The 20,169-nt window shown below is 63.7% G+C and carries 16 protein-coding genes; 11 read left to right on the forward strand and 5 right to left on the reverse strand.

The annotated features are described in order from the left end of the window. Positions 1–20 precede the first annotated feature (20 nt). Positions 21–1,016, reverse strand: a complete 996-nt coding sequence (locus E8E78_RS06000; protein ID WP_016497900.1) for an IS110 family transposase — start codon at positions 1,014–1,016, stop codon at positions 21–23. A gap of 297 nt (positions 1,017–1,313) precedes the next feature. Beyond that, positions 1,314–2,291: a DUF1853 family protein gene (locus E8E78_RS06005; RefSeq protein ID WP_280312911.1), complete on the reverse strand. Its 978-nt coding sequence runs from the start codon at positions 2,289–2,291 to the stop codon at positions 1,314–1,316. 43 nt (positions 2,292–2,334) lie between these two features. On the opposite strand from E8E78_RS06005, the gene E8E78_RS06010 reads away from it, so the two are divergent. From E8E78_RS06010 to E8E78_RS06060, 11 genes are all read left to right on the forward strand, one after another. Beyond that, the gene (locus E8E78_RS06010; RefSeq protein ID WP_008090067.1) at positions 2,335–3,225 is read left to right on the forward strand and encodes an NAD(+) kinase; all 891 of its coding nucleotides are present in this window, start codon (positions 2,335–2,337) and stop codon (positions 3,223–3,225) included. Continuing rightward, complete coding sequence (locus E8E78_RS06015) at positions 3,222–4,196, forward strand: metallophosphoesterase (RefSeq protein WP_169725181.1); 975 nt, start codon at positions 3,222–3,224, stop codon at positions 4,194–4,196. The genes E8E78_RS06010 and E8E78_RS06015 overlap by 4 nt, the downstream gene beginning before the upstream one ends. Continuing rightward, the gene (locus E8E78_RS06020) at positions 4,193–5,080 is read left to right on the forward strand and encodes a rhomboid family intramembrane serine protease (protein ID WP_049277532.1); all 888 of its coding nucleotides are present in this window, start codon (positions 4,193–4,195) and stop codon (positions 5,078–5,080) included. The genes E8E78_RS06015 and E8E78_RS06020 overlap by 4 nt, the downstream gene beginning before the upstream one ends. Before the next feature lie 13 nt (positions 5,081–5,093). Then, a complete protein-coding gene (locus tag E8E78_RS06025) occupies positions 5,094–5,354 on the forward strand; it encodes a DUF1315 family protein (protein ID WP_016500845.1) in 261 nt (86 codons plus the stop codon). After that, complete coding sequence (locus tag E8E78_RS06030) at positions 5,351–6,181, forward strand: DUF2797 domain-containing protein (RefSeq protein WP_049277534.1); 831 nt, start codon at positions 5,351–5,353, stop codon at positions 6,179–6,181. Before E8E78_RS06025 ends, E8E78_RS06030 begins: the two co-directional genes overlap by 4 nt. A gap of 13 nt (positions 6,182–6,194) precedes the next feature. Further along, positions 6,195–8,852 (forward strand): aminopeptidase N, encoded by a 2,658-nt coding sequence (gene pepN / locus E8E78_RS06035; RefSeq protein ID WP_280312906.1) that lies wholly within the window; start codon positions 6,195–6,197, stop codon positions 8,850–8,852. A gap of 266 nt (positions 8,853–9,118) precedes the next feature. Further along, the gene (locus tag E8E78_RS06040; RefSeq protein WP_114942467.1) at positions 9,119–10,147 is read left to right on the forward strand and encodes a YCF48-related protein; all 1,029 of its coding nucleotides are present in this window, start codon (positions 9,119–9,121) and stop codon (positions 10,145–10,147) included. A gap of 20 nt (positions 10,148–10,167) precedes the next feature. Continuing rightward, on the forward strand, positions 10,168–12,543 hold the full coding sequence (locus E8E78_RS06045; RefSeq protein WP_049277547.1) for an RND family transporter: 2,376 nt from the start codon (positions 10,168–10,170) through the stop codon (positions 12,541–12,543). A 150-nt stretch (positions 12,544–12,693) separates the two neighbouring features. After that, positions 12,694–12,984: a DUF5629 family protein gene (locus tag E8E78_RS06050; RefSeq protein ID WP_049277538.1), complete on the forward strand. Its 291-nt coding sequence runs from the start codon at positions 12,694–12,696 to the stop codon at positions 12,982–12,984. Further along, on the forward strand, positions 12,950–14,080 hold the full coding sequence (locus E8E78_RS06055; RefSeq protein WP_230676131.1) for a lactonase family protein: 1,131 nt from the start codon (positions 12,950–12,952) through the stop codon (positions 14,078–14,080). Before E8E78_RS06050 ends, E8E78_RS06055 begins: the two co-directional genes overlap by 35 nt. A gap of 122 nt (positions 14,081–14,202) precedes the next feature. Further along, complete coding sequence (locus E8E78_RS06060; protein ID WP_016500839.1) at positions 14,203–14,379, forward strand: hypothetical protein; 177 nt, start codon at positions 14,203–14,205, stop codon at positions 14,377–14,379. A 35-nt stretch (positions 14,380–14,414) separates the two neighbouring features. Here E8E78_RS06060 and E8E78_RS06065 read toward each other — a convergent pair whose 3' ends face one another. Genes E8E78_RS06065 through E8E78_RS06075 form a run of 3 tightly spaced genes read right to left on the reverse strand, consistent with a single transcriptional unit; the run spans position 14,415 to position 19,884 of the window. Next, complete coding sequence (locus tag E8E78_RS06065) at positions 14,415–15,008, reverse strand: glutathione S-transferase (RefSeq protein WP_016500838.1); 594 nt, start codon at positions 15,006–15,008, stop codon at positions 14,415–14,417. Further along, on the reverse strand, positions 15,005–18,649 hold the full coding sequence (locus E8E78_RS06070) for an AAA family ATPase (protein WP_049277541.1): 3,645 nt from the start codon (positions 18,647–18,649) through the stop codon (positions 15,005–15,007). Before E8E78_RS06070 ends, E8E78_RS06065 begins: the two co-directional genes overlap by 4 nt. Continuing rightward, positions 18,646–19,884 carry an exonuclease SbcCD subunit D C-terminal domain-containing protein gene (locus E8E78_RS06075; RefSeq protein ID WP_049277543.1) on the reverse strand — a complete coding sequence of 413 codons (1,239 nt, stop codon included), beginning with the start codon at positions 19,882–19,884 and terminating at the stop codon, positions 18,646–18,648. The genes E8E78_RS06070 and E8E78_RS06075 overlap by 4 nt, the downstream gene beginning before the upstream one ends. Positions 19,885–20,169 lie beyond the last annotated feature (285 nt).

Below are 20,169 nucleotides of genomic sequence, written 5' to 3' on the forward strand. Positions count from 1 at the left end.
TGTAGATACTCTGTTGGCGGTCAAGCTTTTCTAAGGTGTTCAGAGCTGAAAAGCTTGGCCGTATCAAATGGTTCATCGCCGCGCATGCATGCCCATATGCCTGTCAGGTACTTGCGCATGACAGCGGCGATCGCTTGCATTTTTTTCTTCCCCCTGCTGACCAGCGATTCATAAAAGGCCTTCGCGTAAGGATCGCAGCGCACCGCCGTCAGCGCCGGCATGTACATGGCCGCCCGTAAATAGGCATTCCCGCTTTTGCCGAGCCGACCAGGTTTATCAATGCTTGTCCCCGACTGTGTCTGTCGAACATCTAGACCAGCATGACGAGCGACCTGAGAGGACTTGAGCATTTGAGGAAGGGTGGTCAGCTCAGCCAAGGCAGCAAGTGCCGAGACTTCTCCCATTCCCGGGCCCGCTAGTAACTGCTTGTACTGCCGGTTAAGCGTCGGACACTGAGCGATCAACTCACGTCCGGCTTTGCGGAAACGCTCAATGCGATTGTCCAAAGTGGCAATCGCTTCCTCTTGATCTTCGATCAGCATCGACACGGTCGTAGCGGTCGCCTGCAATGCATGCAGCTCATTCTTCGCCCTGGTGCGGTGCCCGACCAGACGATTGATGTGCCGGCCAAGAGCCCTCAGCTCAAGCTGTACGGAGCTTGGCGGTGTCCACAAGCGCGGTGTCATACGTTCACCGTACTCGGACAGCAACTGAGCATCTATCGAGTCAGTTTTACTGTTCACCAGCATCAGCTTGGCGAAATTATGGAAGCTCTTGGGGTTGATCACCGAAACAGGAAGGTCCGCAGCATGCAGCTCAAGGGCCAGGTCCAGGTAATAGATTCCGGTCGCCTCCATCACGATCGACTTGGGCTTGAGCGCCTGCAGCTTTTTCACCGCTGCCTTACGACCAGCAGGGGTTTGAGCGATATCCCACTGTCCAGCGGGACGCCCATCTTTACGCACCCCAACGATCGACGTACGAGAACCAATATCCAGGCCCACACAGACATTCATTCTTCCCACTCCCAAGCGAGTTAGGTAACAATGGCCTCCGGTTCCCCGACCTCGAACTTCATGCCGCTGCAACCTTGTAATGCGAAGTCCGACTTGTCGGCTTCTCGATACTCTTCGTAGTGGGCAATGAGGCGGGGGGCCTCTCTACAGACAAGGTCAGGGGCAAACCCTGCCTTCAGGAGCGATCGGCCTCCCCGGAAGTGCTTCTATAGCCTGACGAGAATAACCTCTCTCATCAGGCTAGGCACAACATACAAGGAGCAGCCTTGTGCTGCGAAGAGGCCGGGTCAGGCAACATCATGCCTGCGCTGAAAATGGCCAACTGTCAGCCACCAGAAACACCCGCTCCACCTCCTGCCAGGCACCCTCGGCATCAGGCTCCAACCTCACCAGCAACTGCGCCGGCGCCTGCCGCTCCAGCACATGCAACCAGGCCGCAAACTGCTCCACCGTCCAGCCTTCGCCTGGCTCGACCCGCGCAGGTGCCAGCCAGGCATGCCGCTGCAAGGGCTGCCAATGCTCCCCCTCTGCCATGACCCAGTCCCGACGGCGCACCCAGCGCCCGCGCAAGTGCTGCGGGTTGGCGCCCGCAGGTGGTTCGGCATGCCCAGGCCACGGATAGAACAGGTAGCCACCCAGCCACACGTGTGCCTGCACCTGCTCAACCCCCAACCGCGCCAACAGCTCGCGGCTGTGCGCGCCGTTCGACATGGGCAACTGGTGGCCCGTCAGGTGCGCAAGTTTGGTCCCCAGCCGGTCATGGCACCCCGGCCCCAGCCAGGCATGCGGGTCGTGCCCGGCGTCTTGCGGCCCCAGGTACAACTTGATCGCCAGCTCAAGGTGGTGCACACCGTCGCGGTCGCGCAGCACTACGTCCAGTTCGCCCAGGGTGTGGCCACCGTCACGGATTGCCAGGTTGGCCGCCAGCAGCTCGATGCCGGGCGCCTGGCCCAGGGCAAATTGCCACAGCCGTTCGTAGTAAAGCCCCAGCCGCCGGCTGCCGAGCTTTGCCAGCCACTCGCGCAACGGGCGATCGTCGGCATCCAGCGCCCGCAACCAGCCCTCCAGGCGCTGCGGTTGCTGCGCCCAGAGGCTGCCCGTCAGCGGGTGGCGCTGGAGGCAGGGCGGGGCGCTGAGCAGGGGCGGCGACAGCAGGGCCCAGGCCAGGTCGCGCACGGCGGGGCGGCGTAGCTGCCGGGGCAGGTCGTTGAGCAGGGCGAATGGCATCATCCAGCGAGCATAGCCGGTTTGCCGCTGCCCGGTGGTTTCGCCCATAATCGGTCCATCGTCACCCGTCGCAGAGCCCCGCAGGAGCCCCATGGAGCAATTTCGCAATATCGGTATCATCGGTCGCCTTGGCAGCTCGCAGGTGCTCGACACCATTCGCCGACTGAAAAAATTCCTCCTCGAGCGCCACTTGCATGTGATTCTCGAAGACACCATTGCCGAAGTACTGCCCGGCCATGGCCTGCAAACCTCCACCCGCAAGCTGCTGGGCGAGGTCTGTGACCTGGTCATCGTGGTCGGCGGTGACGGCAGCCTGCTGGGCGCCGCCCGTGCACTGGCCCGGCACAACATTCCGGTGCTGGGCATCAACCGTGGCAATTTGGGCTTCCTCACCGACATCCGCCCCGACGAGCTGGAAGAGAAAGTTGCCGAAGTGCTCGACGGCCACTACCTGGTGGAAAACCGCTTCCTGCTGCAGGCCGAGGTGCGTCGCCACCACGAAGCGATCGGCCAGGGTGATGCGCTGAACGACGTGGTGCTGCACCCGGGCAAGTCCACGCGCATGATCGAGTTCGAAATCTACATCGATGGCCAGTTCGTCTGCAGCCAGAAGGCCGACGGGCTGATCGTCGCCACCCCCACCGGTTCCACCGCCTACGCGCTGTCGGCCGGTGGCCCGATCATGCACCCCAAGCTCGACGCCATCGTCATCGTGCCAATGTACCCGCACACCCTGTCGGGCCGGCCGATCGTGGTCGACGGCAACAGCGAGCTGAAGATCGTGGTGTCCAAGGACCTGCAGATCTACCCGCAGGTGTCCTGTGACGGCCAGAACCATTTCACCTGCGCTCCCGGCGACACCATCACGGTGAGCAAGAAACCGCAGAAGCTGCGCCTTATCCACCCGCTGGACCACAATTACTACGAGGTCTGCCGCACCAAACTGGGTTGGGGCAGCCGTCTGGGGAGCAGGGACGACTGATGCTCGATCCGGCGCGAAGTTTCGACATCATTGGTGACGTGCACGGCTGTGCTCTGACCCTTGAACGCCTGCTCGACGCCCTCGGTTACAAGCGTGTGGCCGGCGTGTGGCGCCACCCAAGGCGCCTGGCGCTGTTCCTGGGCGATATCGTCGACCGCGGGCCACGCATTCGCGAGGCGCTGCACATCGTCCATGACATGGTCGAGGCCGGCCAGGCGTTCTGCATCATGGGCAACCACGAATACAACGCCCTGGGCTGGGTCACCCCGGCGCTGCCCGGCAGCGGCAAGGCCTATGTGCGCGAGCACACGCCACGCCACGCCCGGCTGATCGACGAAACCCTCACCCAGTTCGCCCACCACCCCGGCGACTGGCACGACTTCGTCAACTGGTTCTACCAGCTGCCGCTGTTCATCGACGCCGGGCGCTTCCGCCTGGTGCACGCCTGCTGGGACCCGCGGTTGATCGAGCCGCTGCGCCAGCAATACCCTGACGGGCGCATTGATGAACACTTCATCCAGGCCTCGGCGGTGAGTGGCAGTTTCGCCGACACGGTGTGCAACCGCCTGCTGCGCGGCACCGACATGCGCCTGCCGGACGGCCTGACCCTGACCGGCGGCGACGGCCTGACCCGTGCCTTCTTCCGCACCAAATTCTGGGAAGAAGACCCGCAAACCTACGGCGACATCGTGTTCCAGCCCGATGCCCTGCCCGAAGAAGTGGCCAGTACCCCACTCAGCCACAGCCAGAAGAACGCCTTGCTGCGTTATGCCGAAGACGAGCCCTTGCTGTTCGTTGGCCACTACTGGCGCAGCGGCCGGCCAGCGCCGATCCGCGCCAACCTGGCCTGCCTGGACTACAGCGCCGTGCTCTACGGCAAGCTGGCCGCCTACCGGCTGGATGATGAAACCCGCATCGACCCGCACAAGTTCGTCTGGGTCGACGTCGACCGCCCACAGGCCAACCAATGAACATTATCGAAGTGATGCGCCTGCCGCTTTCGGTCGACCTCAGCGGCTTCATCCACCTGCTGCAGCGCCTGCAGGTGCCGCACCGGGTGAGCGAGGACGGCGATGCCCAGGTGCTCTGGGCTCCTGACACCCTGGTTGAAGACGTGCTGCAACTCTACCAACGCTACCCCGACGGCAATGCCGACATCCAGGTGGCAGAGGAACCGGGGCAAGCGAGCATGCCCGCGAATAGCCCCACACAGCCCTCCCTGGTAGAACAGGCCAAAGCCTGCAAGGTCACCACCCTAACCCTGCTGTTGTGTTTCATCGTCGCCGGCCTCACCAGCCTGGGCGACAACTTCACCACCATCAGCTGGTTCACCTTCCTCGACTTCCGCGTCCAGGGCGACTACCTGTATTTCAGCTCGCTGGCGCAAGTTCTGGACGAAGGCCAGTGGTGGCGCCTGGTATCGCCCATGCTGCTGCACTTCGGTGTGCTGCACCTGGCCATGAACAGCCTGTGGTACTGGGAGCTGGGCAAGCGAATCGAACTGCGCCAGGGCCCCTGGATGCTGCTGGGCCTGACCCTGCTGTTCAGCCTGGTGTCCAACCTGGCCCAGCACTACACCAGCGGGCCGAGCCTGTTCGGCGGCCTGTCTGGCGTGCTGTACGGTTTGCTCGGGCATATCTGGCTGTATCAGTGGCTGGCGCCCAATCGTTACTTCAACCTGCCAAAGGGCGTGCTGGTGATGATGCTGATCTGGCTGGTGGTATGCCTGACCGGTGTGGTCGGCACGCTGGGCCTCGGCCAGATCGCCAACGCCGCCCATGTTGGCGGGTTGCTCATCGGATGCCTGACCGGGCTCTTGGGTGGGGCGCTGGCCCGGCGTAAACTGTCGGCTTGAATCAGGAGACACTATGTCCACTTTCGCGCAAATGATTGAAAACATCACACCGGAAATCTACGAGAGCCTGAAACTGGCCGTGGAAATCGGCAAATGGTCCGACGGCCGCAAGCTCACCGCCGAGCAAAAAGAGCTGTCGCTGCAAGCCGTGATCGCCTGGGAGATCCAGAACCTGCCCGAAGACCAGCGCACCGGCTACATGGGCCCGCAGGAATGTGCATCGAAGTCTGCGCCGATCGCCAACATTCTGTTCAAATCGGACTCGGTACATTGATCGAACTCGCTCGTGGCTCGTTGAGCAAAATGGCGGTAAGCCTGCAGGCACCCGTGGTGCAATACAGCTTCCGCCTGGATGACACGCAGGTGCCGGTCAACCCGCTGATCGGCCAGCGCCTGCGCCTGGAATACCTCGGCGCCATTCACTGCAACCACTGCGGCAAACGCACCAAGACCAGCTTCAGCCAGGGGTACTGCTACCCGTGCATGACCAAGCTGGCCCAGTGCGATGTGTGCATCATGGCCCCGGAAAAATGCCACTACGACGCTGGCACCTGCCGCGAGCCGTCGTGGGGCGAACAATTCTGCATGACCGACCACGTGGTCTACCTGGCCAATTCGTCAGGGATCAAGGTCGGCATCACCCGCGCCACTCAGCTGCCCACCCGCTGGCTCGACCAGGGCGCCAGCCAGGCCCTGCCGATCATGCGTGTGGCTACCCGTCAGCAGTCAGGCCTGGTCGAAGACGTGCTGCGCAGCCAGGTGCCGGACCGCACCAACTGGCGCGCGCTGCTCAAAGGCGATGCCGAGGTGCTCGACTTGCCGGCTATCCGTGATCAGATCTTCGACGCCTGCGCCGATGGCCTGCGTGAGTTGCACGGGCGCTTTGGCCTGCAGGCGATCCAGCCGCTGCACGACGCCGAAGTGGTGCAGATGAAGTACCCGGTCGAGGCCTACCCGAAAAAGATCGTCAGCTTCAACCTCGACAAGGACCCGGTGGCCGAAGGCACGCTGCTGGGTATCAAAGGTCAGTACCTGATCTTCGACACCGGTGTGATCAATATTCGCAAGTACACGGCCTACCAGTTGGCCGTGCTCCAGTAAAAAGGACCTGCACATGCGTACCGAACAACCGCAAGTGATCTACCTGAAGGATTACCAGGCGCCCGAGTACCTGATCGACGAGACGCACCTGACCTTCGAGCTGTTCGAGGACCACACCCTGGTTCACGCGCAACTGGTCATGCGCCGCAACCCGGCACGCGGTGCTGGCCTGCCGCCGCTGGTGCTCGACGGCCAGCAGCTGGAACTGCTGCGCGCCGCGCTGGACGATCAGGAACTGCAGGCGGGCGACTACCAGCTCGCAGCCGACAGCCTGACGCTGCAGCCCAAGGCCGAGCAGTTCACCCTCGACACCAGCGTGAAGATCCACCCCGAGAGCAACACTGCACTGGAAGGCCTGTACAAGTCGGGCAAGATGTTCTGCACCCAGTGCGAGGCCGAGGGCTTCCGCAAGATCACCTACTACCTCGACCGCCCGGACGTGATGAGCACCTTCACCACCACGGTGATTGCCGAGCAGCATCGCTACCCGGTGCTGTTGTCGAACGGCAACCCGACCGGCAGCGGGCCGGCTGAAGATGGCCGCCACTGGGCGACCTGGGAAGACCCGTTCAAGAAGCCGGCCTACCTGTTCGCGCTGGTGGCCGGTGACTTGTGGTGCGTCGAGGACAACTTCACACGTCAGTCTGGCCGCGATGTGATGCTGCGCATCTATGTCGAGCCCGAAAACCTCGACAAGTGCGACCACGCCATGGTCAGCCTGAAGAAGTCCATGCGCTGGGACGAAGAAGTCTACGGCCGCGAGTACGATCTGGACATCTTCATGATTGTTGCGGTCAACGACTTCAACATGGGCGCCATGGAAAACAAGGGCCTGAACATTTTCAATTCCAGCTGTGTGCTGGCCCGTGCCGAAACCGCCACCGATGCCGCGCACCAGCGCGTCGAAGGCGTGGTCGCCCACGAGTATTTCCACAACTGGTCGGGTAACCGTGTCACCTGCCGTGACTGGTTCCAGCTGTCGCTGAAAGAAGGCTTCACGGTGTTCCGCGATGCCGAGTTCAGCGCCGACATGAACTCGCGCACGGTCAAGCGCATCGAAGACGTCGCCTACCTGCGCACCCACCAGTTCGCAGAAGACGCCGGCCCCATGGCCCATCCCGTGCGCCCGGATAGCTTCATCGAGATCTCCAACTTCTACACCCTGACCGTGTACGAGAAGGGCGCCGAAGTGGTGCGTATGGTCCGTACCTTGCTGGGTAACGAAGGCTTCCGCAAAGGCAGCGACCTGTACTTCGAACGCCATGATGGCCAGGCGGTGACCACCGACGACTTCATCAAGGCCATGGAAGACGCCAACGGCGTCGACTTCACCCAGTTCAAGCGCTGGTACAGCCAGGCCGGTACCCCGCGCCTGGAAGTCAGCGAAGCCTATGATGCTGCTGCGCAGACCTACAGCCTGACCTTCCGCCAGAGCTGCCCGCAAACCCCGGACAAGGCCGAGAAACTGCCGTTCGTGATCCCGGTCGAGCTGGGCCTGCTGGACGCCGAAGGCAATGACCTGCCGCTGCGCCTGGCCGGTGAAGCCGCTGCTGGCGGCACCAGCCGCGTGCTGTCGGTGACCGAGGCCGAGCAGACCTTCACCTTCGAAGGTGTCCAGGCCAAGCCGCTGCCCTCGCTGCTGCGCGGCTTCAGTGCGCCGGTGAAGCTCAGCTTCCCTTACGACCGCGACCAGCTGATGTTCCTGATGCAGCACGACAGCGACGGCTTCAACCGCTGGGAAGCGGGCCAGCAGCTGTCGGTGCAGGTACTGCAAGAACTGATCGGCCAGCATCAACGCGGCGAAGCCCTGAAACTCGACCAGCGCCTGATCACGGCCCTGGGCACCGTGCTGGGTAACGCGTCGCTGGACCCGGCCATGGTTGCCGAAATGCTTTCGCTGCCGGGAGAGGCCTACCTCACCGAAATCAGCCAGGTGGCCGACGTCGACGCCATCCACGCTGCCCGTGAGTTCGCCCGCCAGCAGATCGCCGCACAGCTGTTCGACGCCCTGTGGGCGCGTTACCAGGCCAACCGTGAAGTGTCGCGCAGCACTGCCTATGTAGCCGAGGCCAAGCACTTTGCCCGCCGCAGCCTGCAGAACATCGCCCTGTCGTACCTGATGCAGAGCGGCAAGCCGCAGGTGCTGGAAGCGACCCTGGAGCAGTTCGATCAGTGCGACAACATGACCGAACGCCTCACCGCCCTGGCGGTGCTGGTGAATTCGCCGTTCGAAGCCGAGCGGGCCAAGGCCCTGGAAGCTTTTGCCGAGCACTTCAAGGACAACCCGCTGGTCATGGACCAGTGGTTCAGCGTGCAGGCGGCCAGCACGCTGCCGGGCGGGCTGGCGCGGGTCAAGGCGTTGATGCAGCACCCGGCGTTCACCCTGAAGAACCCGAACAAGGTACGTGCACTGGTGGGTGCGTTTGCCGGGCAGAACCTGGTCAACTTCCATGCGGCAGATGGCTCGGGCTACCGTTTCCTGGCGGACCTGGTGATCGAGCTTAATGCGCTGAACCCGCAGATTGCTTCGCGTCAACTGGCACCGCTGACCCGCTGGCGCAAGTATGACGCTGCGCGCCAGGCGCTGATGAAGGGTGAGCTGGAGCGGATTCTGGCTTCGGGTGAGCTGTCCAGTGATGTGTATGAAGTGGTGAGCAAGAGCCTGGCTTGAGTTTTCTGTAGTCAGTGCCGGCCTCTTCGCGGGTAAACCCGCTCCCACAGGTACTTCACCGTTGTCATGGACGGTGTAGCACCTGTGGGAGCGGGTTTACCCGCGAAGCTTTTTGGGCCGACAACAAAACATAACACCCCGCCCGTTGTATCCCCGCCAAAATCCCCGCTACGATCCCCTCAAGCTATTGCAGGCCTCTAGATCAGGCTTTTCGCAGTACCTGCAATGCATTGACCCACCAACAAGAACACAACAAGGGGGCAGTCATGAGGGAACCGCTACGGGCGCCAGCCAGGCGTGGTGCCTGGCCATGGGCGGCCAGTGCAGTGCTGGCACTGGCTTTGGGGGTGTGGGCCGACAGTGCCCAGGCCGCCGCCGCCGACGAATACTCCACCGAATCCGCCAAGGCCAGCCAAAGCCTGTTGATCGACGCCACCCATGCCGGCAAGCGCCTGGTGGTGGTGGGTGATCGCGGCCACATTCTGTTCTCCGACGACCAGGGCGGCACCTGGACCCAGGCCCGGGTCCCCACCCGGCAGCTGCTCACCGCCGTGTTCTTCCTCGATGACAAGCGCGGCTGGGCGGTCGGCCACGATGCGCAGATCCTCGCCAGCAACGACGGCGGGGCCACCTGGAGCAAGCAGTTCGAAGACCTCTCCCGCGAAGCGCCCTTGCTCGATGTTGCCTTCCTTGACGCCCAGCACGGCTTTGCCGTGGGTGCCTACAACGCCTTGCTGGAAACCACAGACGGCGGTCAGCACTGGCAGGACGTGGCCGAGCGCCTGGACAACCCTGACCAGTTGCACCTGAACGGTATCGCCCGGGTGCGTGACGCCGGCCTGTTCATCGTAGGCGAGCAGGGTGGCATGTTCCGCTCCGCCGACAACGGCCAGACCTGGGCCAAAGTCCAGGGCCCTTACGAGGGCTCGCTGTTCGGCGTGATCGGCACCGCCCAGCCGAACGCCCTGCTGGCGTATGGCCTGCGAGGCAACCTGTTCCGTTCCACCGATTTTGGCGACAGCTGGCAGCCGATCGAGCTCAAGGTCGCGCGCGGCAACCTCGAATTCGGCCTGGCAAGCGCTACGCTTCTGGATGATGGCACCCTGGTGCTGGTCGGCAATGGCGGCAGCGTGCTGCGCAGTGCCGATGGCGGCCAGACCTTCAGCGTGTACAACCGCGCCGACCGCATCGCCCTGGCTGGCGTCAGCGGCCTGGCCAATGGCGGCCTGCTGCTGGTAGGGCAGGGCGGTGTACACCTGGCGGATGCCCAGGGAGCCGAGGGGGCGAGCCAATGACCAGCAGGGAGAGCATTACCATGCACCCGCACCACCAGGACAAGGCCACGCTGCTCGAACGCCTGATCTTCAACAACCGCCCCGTGGTCATCGCGCTGTGCGTGCTGGTGAGCATTTTCCTGTTCTGGCAGGCCACGCAAATTCGCCCGTCCACCAGCTTCGAAAAGATGATCCCGCTGCAGCACCCGTTCATCGAGCAGATGATGGAGCACCGCAACGACCTGGCCAACCTCGGCAACACCGTACGCATTTCGGTCGAAGCGGTGAACGGCGACATCTTCGACAAGGACTACATGGAGACCCTGCGCCAGGTCCACGACGAGGTGTTCTACATCCCAGGCGTCGACCGTGCCGGGCTGAAGTCGCTGTGGAGCCCCAGCGTGCGCTGGAGCGAGGTGACCGAAGAGGGCTTTTCCGGTGGCGAGGTGATCCCCAACACTTACAACGGTTCGCAGGACAGCCTCGATACCCTGCGCGACAACGTGCTCAAGTCTGGCCAGGTGGGGCGGCTGGTGGGTAACAATTTCAAGTCCAGCATCGTCGACGTGCCGCTGCTGGAGAGCTACCCCGACCCGCAGGACCCAGGCAGGCAAGTGAAGCTGGACTACCAGCAGTTCTCGCACCTGCTGGAAGAGAAGATCCGCGACAAGTTCCAGGCGCAGAACCCCAATGTGAAAATTCACATTGTCGGCTTTGCCAAGAAGGTCGGTGACCTGATCGACGGCCTGGTGATGGTGGCGATGTTCTTCGGCGTCGCCCTGGCCATTACCTGGGTGCTGTTGTACTGGTTCACCTGGTGCATCCGCAGCACCATCGCCGTGCTCATCACCACCCTGGTGGCGGTGGTCTGGCAGCTTGGGCTGATGCATGCGGTGGGCTTTGGCCTGGACCCCTACTCGATGTTGGTACCGTTCCTGATCTTCGCCATCGGCATTTCCCACGGGGTGCAGAAGATCAACGGCATCGCCTTGCAGTCGAGTGACGCCGACAACGCCCTCACGGCGGCCAGGCGCACCTTCCGCCAGCTGTTCCTGCCGGGCATGATCGCCATCCTCGCCGACGCGGTGGGCTTCATCACCCTGCTGATCATCGATATCGGGGTGATCCGCGAGCTGGCCATCGGTGCGTCCATCGGCGTGGCGGTGATCGTATTCACCAACCTGATCCTGTTGCCGGTGGCTATTTCCTACGTTGGCATCAGCAAGAAGGCCATCGAGCGCAGCAAGAAGGACGCCACCCGCGAGCACCCGTTCTGGCGCCTGTTGTCGAACTTCGCCAGTGCCAAGGTGGCGCCGGTGTCTGTAACCCTGGCGCTGGTCGCCTTCGCCGGCGGCCTGTGGTACAGCCAGAACCTGAAGATCGGCGACCTCGACCAGGGCGCGCCGGAGCTGCGCCCCGACTCGCGCTACAACCAGGACAACAGCTTCATCATCAGCAACTACTCGACCAGTTCCGACGTGCTGGTGATCATGGTCAAGACCCCGCCGGAGCAGTGCTCGGTCCACTCGACCATGGCGCCGATAGACGAGCTGATGTGGACCATGCAGAACACCCCGGGTGTGCAGTCGGCGATTTCCCTGGTGACCGTGTCCAAGCAGGTGATCAAGGGCATGAACGAGGGCAGCCTGAAATGGGAAACCCTGTCGCGTAACCCGGACATCCTCAACAACTCCATCGCCCGTGCCGATGGCCTGTACAACGGTGACTGCTCGCTGGCGCCGGTGCTGGTGTTCCTCAACGACCACAAGGCAGAGACCCTGGAGAGGGTTACTGCCGCGGCCAAGGCGTTTGCCGACAGCCACAACAAGGAAGGCCTGCAGTTCCTGCTGGCGGCGGGCAACGCCGGGATCGAGGCAGCGACCAACGAGGTGATCAAGTCGGCCGAGCTGACCATCCTGATCCTGGTGTACATCTGTGTGGCAGTGATGTGCCTGATCACCTTCCGCTCGTTCGCCGCCACCCTCTGCATCGTCCTGCCGCTGGTACTGACCTCAGTGCTGGGCAATGCGCTGATGGCCTACATGGGCATCGGGGTGAAGGTGGCGACCTTGCCGGTAGTGGCGCTGGGCGTGGGGATTGGCGTGGATTACGGCATCTACATCTACAGCCGGCTGGAAAGTTTCCTGCGTGCCGGGCTGCCGTTGCAGGAGGCCTATTACCAGACCCTGCGTTCGACGGGTAAAGCCGTGTTGTTCACTGGCTTGTGCCTGGCCATCGGCGTGTGCACCTGGATCTTCTCGGCAATCAAGTTCCAGGCTGATATGGGGCTGATGCTGACCTTCATGCTGCTGTGGAACATGTTTGGCGCGCTGTGGCTGCTGCCGGCGCTGGCACGGTTCCTGATAAAGCCGGAGAGGATGGTGGGCAAGGAGGGGGGCTCGATTTTCGCCCATTGAATCGCAAGGGGCCGCTTTGCGGCCCATTCGCAGCACAAGGCTGCTCCTACAAGGGTCACGCGATCCCCAGTAGGAGCAGCCTTGTGCTGCGAATGGGCTGCAAAGCAGCCCCAGGGTTATAATGCCGCCACATCTCCCACAGGTACCCCCATGTCCCCCCTCGCCACCGCCCTGCAGTCCTGCGACATGCTCCTGATCGACGGCCTGCACGCCTTCGATTTCACCGCCGACGCATCCGGCCTCACTGTCGAATGCATGGACGGCCGCCAGCTGCGTCGCTGGTCCTTCACCCCCCAACAAGTCGCTGCGGCTGTTGCCACCGGTGATGAATGGCAACTCAACGATGCCAACGGCGAGCATCGGCTAGTCTGTATGAGTGCCTTTCGCGCCCCGGATGATGACCAAGATGAACCGGACCTGGACGAGCCTGCTGACCGCTAGCCTGATGAGCCTCACGATCAATTCCCACGCCGCTACCTTGCTGGTGGGCAGCTATACCGATGGTGCCAGCCAGGGCATCTACCGGTATCAGTTCGACGACAAGGCCGGCCGTATCGACTCCACGCCCCTGCAGGTGGTGAAGAGCGTCAGCCCTTCCTGGCTGGTGCTGTCGGCCGACCAGCGTCAGCTGTTTACGGTGAATGAGACCCCGCAGGGCCATGCCAGCAGTTTCAGCATCAGCAGCAAAGGCGAAATCAAGCCGCTCAACCAAGTGGCCACCCAGGGCGACGAGCCCACCCACGCCAGCCTCAGCCGTGACCAGCGCTACCTGTTCGTGGCCAACTACGCGGTCAACCCTGACCCCGGAGGCAGCCTGGTGGTGATCCCGGTGACCAAGGACGGCAGGCTCAAGCCCGTGGTGCAACAGGCCCGGCATAAGGCGAGCGGAGTCAACCCTGAGCGCCAGGCCGGTGCCCATGTGCATTCGCTGGTGCTGTCGCCGGATGGCCAGCACCTGTATGCCAGCGACCTGGGTGCCGACAAGGTGTTCATCTACCGCTACGACGGTGCCAGTGCGGACCACCCGCTGACAGCGGCGATACCTGCGTCCGTGGCCTTGCCGCCGGGCAGCGGGCCGCGTCACCTGCTGTTCGACGCCAAGGGCCGGCACGCCTACCTCACCCTGGAAATGAACGCCGAAGTGGTGATGTTCGATGTGCAGGACGGCAACCTGGTTGAACGCCAGCGCTTACCCCTGACCGAGCGCCAGGAGGCCGCAGCGAAGGCAGCAGGTGGCTTGCACCTGTCGGCGGACGGGCGCTTCCTGTACGTGAGCAACCGTGGCACGGCCAATGAAATTGTGGCGTTCAGCGTGGGCAAGCAGGATGGCCAGTTGACGTTCCTGCAGCGTCGCCCGGTAGAAGGCGATCACCCTCGGGAGTTTGCCCTGGACCCGAGTGACAACTTCCTGCTGGTGGCCAACCAGAAGAGCAACCAGATCGTGGTGATACGTCGCGATCCGCGCAGTGGCAAGCTGCTGGAGACGGTGCAGACGCTGCAGCAGGACGCACCGTCGGACCTCAAGTTCATCGAGTGATATCGATCAGCGTGATAATCGGTACTGCCGCAATGAATTTTTGCGTGCGGCCTCGGCGGCGTAAGTTTGACCCAAGGCCCAATCGGGCCACCGTCAAACCACCGCCGTCGAGGTCAGCCCAGATGAACTTCAATCTCTTCCCGGTTATTGCCGCATCCGCCATTTCCGCATCGGTCGTACTGCCGGCGCATGCCCATGCCGACAGCAGCAAGGCTTCTGCCACCCACAGCTACACCGAGCAGTACCTGCGCCAGAGTGCCAATTTCCATGCGGCGTTGAGTGGCAAACAGCAGCACTGAGCCTTGTGCGGTGTCCTACGAGGGATCGCCTGAACTCATTTGGCCATGACTGACCTGAACAGCTCCGAAGCCAACCACCCCTCCAGCCAGCTCCGCACCCGCGGATAAGCCGCCTCGGCGAACCACTGCGGTTCAACCCCGGCAAACTGGCGCATCAGGGGCAGCAACGCGGCATCGGCAATGCTCGGGTGGTCGGCCAGCAGGTAGGGCCGGCCGGCCAGCAGGCCTTCGAGCTCCGCCAGCCAGGTTTCAGCCTGCTGGCGGTAATGCTCGCGGGAGTGCTCCGGGTAGCGTTCGGCATACTTGTACAGGTTCACCTGCGCCTTGAATGTGCTGTCATTGCGAGCAATCAGGGCTTCAGCTTGCTGCGCGGCCACAGGGTCAGCCTGTAGCTGCCAACCCTGCGGGTCGTTTTGCGTCAGCGCCCAGCGCATGATGTCCAGGCTTTCTTCCAGTACCCCGGCACCGGTATCCAGCACCGGCACCGTGCCCTTGGGCGACAAGGCCAGCAGTGCTGCCGGCTTGTTCTTCATCGCCACCTCACAGATTTCCACCTCGCACCCGGCATAACGCAAGGCCAGGCGCGCGCGCATGGCCCAGGGGCAGCGGCGGAACGAGTAGAGGATCACCCGCACACCTCCACGTCACTCAGGCCATTGCCTTGGCGACGCACCTGGATCTGCACCGGGATGCGCTCGTGCATTTCCTGCACGTGGGAAATCACCGCCACTTTTCGGCCCTGAGCCTGCAAGCCGTCGAGGGCGTCCATGGCCAGTTGCAGCGACTCGGGGTCGAGGCTGCCGAAGCCTTCGTCGATGAACAGCGATTCGATGCGCAGGGTGCTGGAGGCCATCGAGGCCAGGCCCAGGGCCAGGGCCAGCGAGACCAGGAAGGTTTCCCCGCCCGACAGCGAGTGCACCGAGCGCAGTTCGTCCCCCATTTCGGTGTCCAGCACCAGCAGGCCGAGGGCGCTGCCGCCGCGCTTGAGGCGGTAGCGGCGGGCCAGCTGCCGCAGCTGGGTGTTGGCGTGGTGCAGCAGCAGGTCGAGGTTGTAACCCTGGGCGATCTTGCGGAACACATCGCCCGAGGCCGAACCGATCAGGGCGTTCAAGCGGGCCCAGCGTTGCCATTGCTGATGGGCCTGTTCGATTTCTGCCGCCAACGCCTGGTGTGCCTGCTGGCGACGCTGGTCGTCGGCCTGCTGTGCGCGCAGTTCGGCGCATTGCTGCTCGTGGCCGGCCAGGCGCTCGCGCAGCTCGGTCAGGGCTTGTTCCAGGGCTTCGGCCGAGGTGTCCACGGTCATTTGTGCGGCGTGTTGTTGCAGGCGTTGTTCGCGCTCCTGCAGCAGCACGCGACCTTGTTCGATGGCTTTCTCGGCGTTTTGCAGGTGCTGGCGCAGTTCATTGACTTGCGCGTCATCCATGGCCAACAGGCGATCCAGGCCGGCGTCATCCAGTTCCGGGTGCTCGCTGCGCCATTGGGCGATCTGGCCCTGCAACTGCTGGCACTCGACGTCCAGCGCCTGTTGCTGCTGGACGTTGGCCTTGAGCTCACCGGCCAGTTGCACACCCTGTGTGCGCAGGTCTTGCAGGCGCTGGGCGGTGTCGGCGTCCAGGGCGCGGGCTTGCTCCAGCGAGGCGTCCATGTGCTGCTGCCAGGCTTCTGCACTGGAGTGCTCACCCAGCAGTTCACCGAGCGAGGCCTGGGCTTGCAGGCGTTGTTCGTCGAGGGCTGCCAGTTGCTGCTGCAACTGCTGCTGGCCTTGGACGCGGGCCTGTTGCTGGTCGCGCAACTTGTCCAGCTGTGCCTGGCGGGTTTGTTGTTCTTCCAGTTCGTCCTTGCGCTGCTCCAGTTGCTGCAGGCGCTGGGCAATCTGCTGGTCGAGGGCGAGGAAGGCATTTGCCGGGTCTTCGTTGAGGGCCTTGAGCGCTTGCTCGGGCAATACGCCTGCGAGGTCGCTCAGCCCCTGCTGCAACTGCTGCTCATCGTTGGCCAGGGCTTGGTGCTGTTGCTCCAGATGGCGCTGGGCCTGCTGCTGGGCGTCGTGGGCAGCCTGTAGTTGCTGGTTTAGGCGGGCGGCGTCTTTTTGCAGGGCGAGCAGGGCGCTCTGGCGCTTCTCGTCCTGGCCGATCTCTTCGTCCAGGCGCCGCAACTGGCCGTCGAGCCAGGTGCTACGGGCCTTGTCGTCCTGCGGGGCTAGGGCCGGCCAAAGGCTATGTGCCTGTACCTGGGCCACCAGCGGTTGCAGCTGGTCGCCCAGTTGTTGCAGTTGCTGTTGGAAGTCCTTGAGCTGGGCGTTGACCACACCCAGCTGGGTACGCAGTTCAACCAGCTTGCTATTGAGGATTTCGACCTGCTTCTGCGCGGCGTCTTCTTCGGCCTGGTCATGGCGACCCAGGCTCTGCAGCAGGGCTTCGGGCTGATGGAACGGGTGCTCGGCGCTGCCGCACACTGGGCAAGGTTCGCCGTCGCGCAGTTGGCCGCGCAGTTCTTCGACGCTGGTATTACGCGCCAGGCGCTGGCGCTGCAACAGCTGGCGGGTGAGGTTCAGTGCTTGCTCGGCGGCTTCCAGCTCGGCCTTGGCGGCGGTGCCTTCGGTAATCAGTTGCTGGCGTTGCTGCATGGCCTGCTGCTGCCGTTCGCGCACGGCATGCAGCTGCTGGCGCAGCTCTTGTTCACGGCCATGCAGGCGCGACAGTTCTTCGACGGCGCGCTGCTGCTTACGGTTGTCCTGCAGCATGCCACCGAGCAGGTCGATTTGCTCGGCAAGGGCCTGTGGTTCGGCCTTGGCCTCGCGGAACAGCAGGTCGTAGGCGTCGCGCTCGGCCTGCAAGTGTGTATTGGCCTGGCTGGCCTGGGCCTGAAGGCCGGGCAGTTCTTCACGGCCTTTGGCCAGGCGCCCACCGATCAGCATTACCTGCTTCAGCTGTGGCAGGTAGGCGTGCCAGGCATTTGCCAGGCCTGCCAGGTGCTGGCTGTCGGCCAGCGCGGTGTCGATCTGGGCCAGTTGCTGCAGGCTGCGCTGCTGGTTGTCTTCAAGCTGCTGCAACTGCTGCTGGCCGTCGGCGACCTGCTGTTCAGCCTGTTGGCTGGTGCTGCGCTGCGCGGCCAGTTCCTGGTCCAGGCGCGCCAGGTTGTCCTGGGCGGCAAAGGCCTGGCGCAGGCGCGGTGCGTTTTCGCCATGCTGGGCCTGGCTGTCGGCAAGCGCCTGGCGTGCGGCGGCCAGCGCCTGTTCGAGCTCAAGGGTGCGCACCTGCAGCTCGGCTTGCTGCTGCTGTTGCTCAGCGATTTTCGCGGCCACGGGTGCCAGTTGCGCAGTCAGCGCCTGCTGGCGGTGGAACTGGTGGCGCTGGGGGGCCAGGCGCTCCAGGCGAACGAGGGCCAGGCGGGGTTCGGCCAGTTGCTGCCAGCTTTGTTCGGCGGCCTGTAGCGCGGTGCCGGCTTCGGCATGTTGGGCCTGCAGCTGGCGTTGTTCATTCAGCCAGTTGCGTTGCTGTTCCAGTTGGCGCTCGCCAGCCTGGTCGGCCTTGAACTGCTGCTGCGCCTGCTCCAGGCGCTGGTCAAGGTCGGTGCGGGCTTCGGCGGCCATCGGTAGCAGGTGGCTGGCGCGCTCCTTGAGGGCGTTGTGGGCCTCGCCGGCTTCACGGGCCTTGCTGAAGGCACGCTGGCCAAGGCGGGTGTAGATGGCGGTATTGGTGAGTTTTTCCAGCAGCTCGCTGCGCTCTTTGTCGTCCGCCTTGAGGAAAGCGCCGAACTCGCTCTGGGCCAGCATTACCGCACGGGTGAACTGCTCGAAGTTCAGGCCAAGGCGGGCCTCGACCAGTTGCTTGTATTCGTTCTTGCCACTGCCCAGCACCTGTTCGCTGTCCAGGTCGTAGAAGCTCTGGCGGCTGTGTTGCAGCTTGCCGTTGGCCTTGTCGCGGGCGCGGTTGGCTTCCCAGCGGGCGCGGTAGCGGCGGCCGTCGATGCCGACGAAGTCGACCTCGGCAAAGCCACTGCCGGTGCCACGGCGCAGCAGGTTACGCGGGTCGTAGGTGGGGATTTCGCCGTCGGCGTCGGGCACCTTGGCCTCGCGGCCGATGTCGTTCAGGCGTGGCACTGTGCCAAACAACGCCAGGCACAGGGCGTCGAGCAGTGTGCTTTTGCCGGCCCCCGTTGGCCCGGTGATGGCGAACAGGCCAGCGCTGGCCAAGGGCTCTGCGGTGAAGTCGATTTCGACCGGGCCGGCCAGCGATGCCAGGTTCTTCAGGCGAATGGCGAGAATCTTCATGGCTGCTCCTCTTCCTGCTGCACGTCCTGCAACAGCAGGGCAAAGTCGGCCAGCGCCTGCTCATCTGCGGGGTTGCCGTAAGCCTGCTCCCAGGCGCGGCTGAACAGGTCTTGCGGGGTCATCTGGGAAAGCTCGACAAAGGCCAGGTCATCGTCTTCGGCGTTATTGCGGCCGGCGTATTCGGCGCTGATGCGGATCAGCCGCACGGCCTTGCCTTCCAGTGCAGTTTCAATCTGCTGGCGCAGGTCGGGTTGCGGCTCGTCCAGTATCACCCGCACCTCCAGCCAGGGCTGGCGGTTGGGGTCTTCGAGCAGGTCGATCACGGGCAGGTCGGCCAGCTGTTGCAGCAGTTCGCCCAAGGGTGCCGGGCCAACCCGTTGCAGGGCCACCGCGCGCGGTACTGGGCGCGGTTCGACGCTGACCAGTTCGGTGCCGTCCAGCTCCACTTCCAGCACCTGGTGCGGGTAGTTGATTTCGGCGAACGACAGCGGGATCGGCGAGCCGCTGTAGCGGATGCGTTCTTCGCGGTTGACCTTCTGCGGTTTGTGCAGGTGGCCCAGGGCGACATAGCTGATGGCCTTGTCGAACAGCTTGGCCGGCAGTGCCTCGGCGTTGCCGATGATCAGGCTGCGCTCCGAGTCTTCCGACACCGAGCCACCGGCCATGTGCGCATGGCTGATGGCGATCAGCGCCTGGTCTTTCTTGCGCTTGGCTTGCGCGGCGGTGATCAGTTGCTGGTGGACCTGGGTGATGCCTTGCAGGTAGTCGTCGCCCAGGCTCGGGCCGGTGACCTCGGCCGGGCGCAGGAAGGGCAGGGCCAGGCACCATGCGGCGACCTTGCCGCGGCCGTTGGTCAGTGGGATCAACAGGCGCTCTGCATCCAGCTGGCCTTCGTCCAGCCAGTGCACACGGCCCAGGGCATGGGTGCGCAGGCGCCGCATCAATGCGGCGGGCAGCTCGATGCGCGAGCCGGAGTCGTGGTTGCCGGCGATCATCACGATATCCAGCTTGGGCTGTTGCTCATGGGCCTGGACGATGAAGTCGTAGAGGCGCTCCTGGGCTTTGACCGGCGGGTTGACCGTGTCGAAGATGTCGCCGGCAATCAGCAGCGCATCGGGCTGGCGCAGGCGCAGCTGGCCGAGCAGCCAGTCGAGGAAGCAGGCGTGTTCGAAGTCGCGTTCCTGGCCGTGCAGGCTTTGGCCCAGGTGCCAGTCGGAGGTATGAAACAGACGCATGGATGACCTGTTGGTGTCGAGTCGGACAAGCGGGGAAAGGGCGGTATGGTAACCCAAGGTTGGGGCCGCTGTGCGGCCCAATCGCGGGCAGCCAGCGCGCACAGGTATTGCACAAGGCTCAATGCATGCGCTGTATCTGTGGGAGCGGCCTTGCTTCGCGATGGGGCCGCAAAGCGGCCCCGGAAATCTTGCGATAATGCGAATATCCTGGGGGCGCTTCGCACCCCTTTCGCGACGCAAGGCCGCTCCCACAAGAGCCGCGCCCGCCTGGCATTTTTGCCAGTT

The sequence above is a fragment of the Pseudomonas sp. BN505 genome, from assembly GCF_029873175.1.
Taxonomy (GTDB): Bacteria; Pseudomonadota; Gammaproteobacteria; order Pseudomonadales; family Pseudomonadaceae; genus Aquipseudomonas; species Aquipseudomonas putida.

Coding starts and splice junctions, on each gene's coding strand:
- E8E78_RS06000 (WP_016497900.1), bottom strand. CDS start 1,016: ATGAATGTCTGTGTGGGCCTGGATATTGGTTCTCGTACGTCGATCGTT.
- E8E78_RS06005 (WP_280312911.1), bottom strand. CDS start 2,291: ATGGGCGAAACCACCGGGCAGCGGCAAACCGGCTATGCTCGCTGGATG.
- E8E78_RS06010 (WP_008090067.1), top strand. CDS start 2,335: ATGGAGCAATTTCGCAATATCGGTATCATCGGTCGCCTTGGCAGCTCG.
- E8E78_RS06020 (WP_049277532.1), top strand. CDS start 4,193: ATGAACATTATCGAAGTGATGCGCCTGCCGCTTTCGGTCGACCTCAGC.
- E8E78_RS06025 (WP_016500845.1), top strand. CDS start 5,094: ATGTCCACTTTCGCGCAAATGATTGAAAACATCACACCGGAAATCTAC.
- pepN (WP_280312906.1), top strand. CDS start 6,195: ATGCGTACCGAACAACCGCAAGTGATCTACCTGAAGGATTACCAGGCG.
- E8E78_RS06040 (WP_114942467.1), top strand. CDS start 9,119: ATGAGGGAACCGCTACGGGCGCCAGCCAGGCGTGGTGCCTGGCCATGG.
- E8E78_RS06045 (WP_049277547.1), top strand. CDS start 10,168: ATGCACCCGCACCACCAGGACAAGGCCACGCTGCTCGAACGCCTGATC.
- E8E78_RS06050 (WP_049277538.1), top strand. CDS start 12,694: ATGTCCCCCCTCGCCACCGCCCTGCAGTCCTGCGACATGCTCCTGATC.
- E8E78_RS06055 (WP_230676131.1), top strand. CDS start 12,950: ATGAACCGGACCTGGACGAGCCTGCTGACCGCTAGCCTGATGAGCCTC.
- E8E78_RS06060 (WP_016500839.1), top strand. CDS start 14,203: ATGAACTTCAATCTCTTCCCGGTTATTGCCGCATCCGCCATTTCCGCA.
- E8E78_RS06070 (WP_049277541.1), bottom strand. CDS start 18,649: ATGAAGATTCTCGCCATTCGCCTGAAGAACCTGGCATCGCTGGCCGGC.
- E8E78_RS06075 (WP_049277543.1), bottom strand. CDS start 19,884: ATGCGTCTGTTTCATACCTCCGACTGGCACCTGGGCCAAAGCCTGCAC.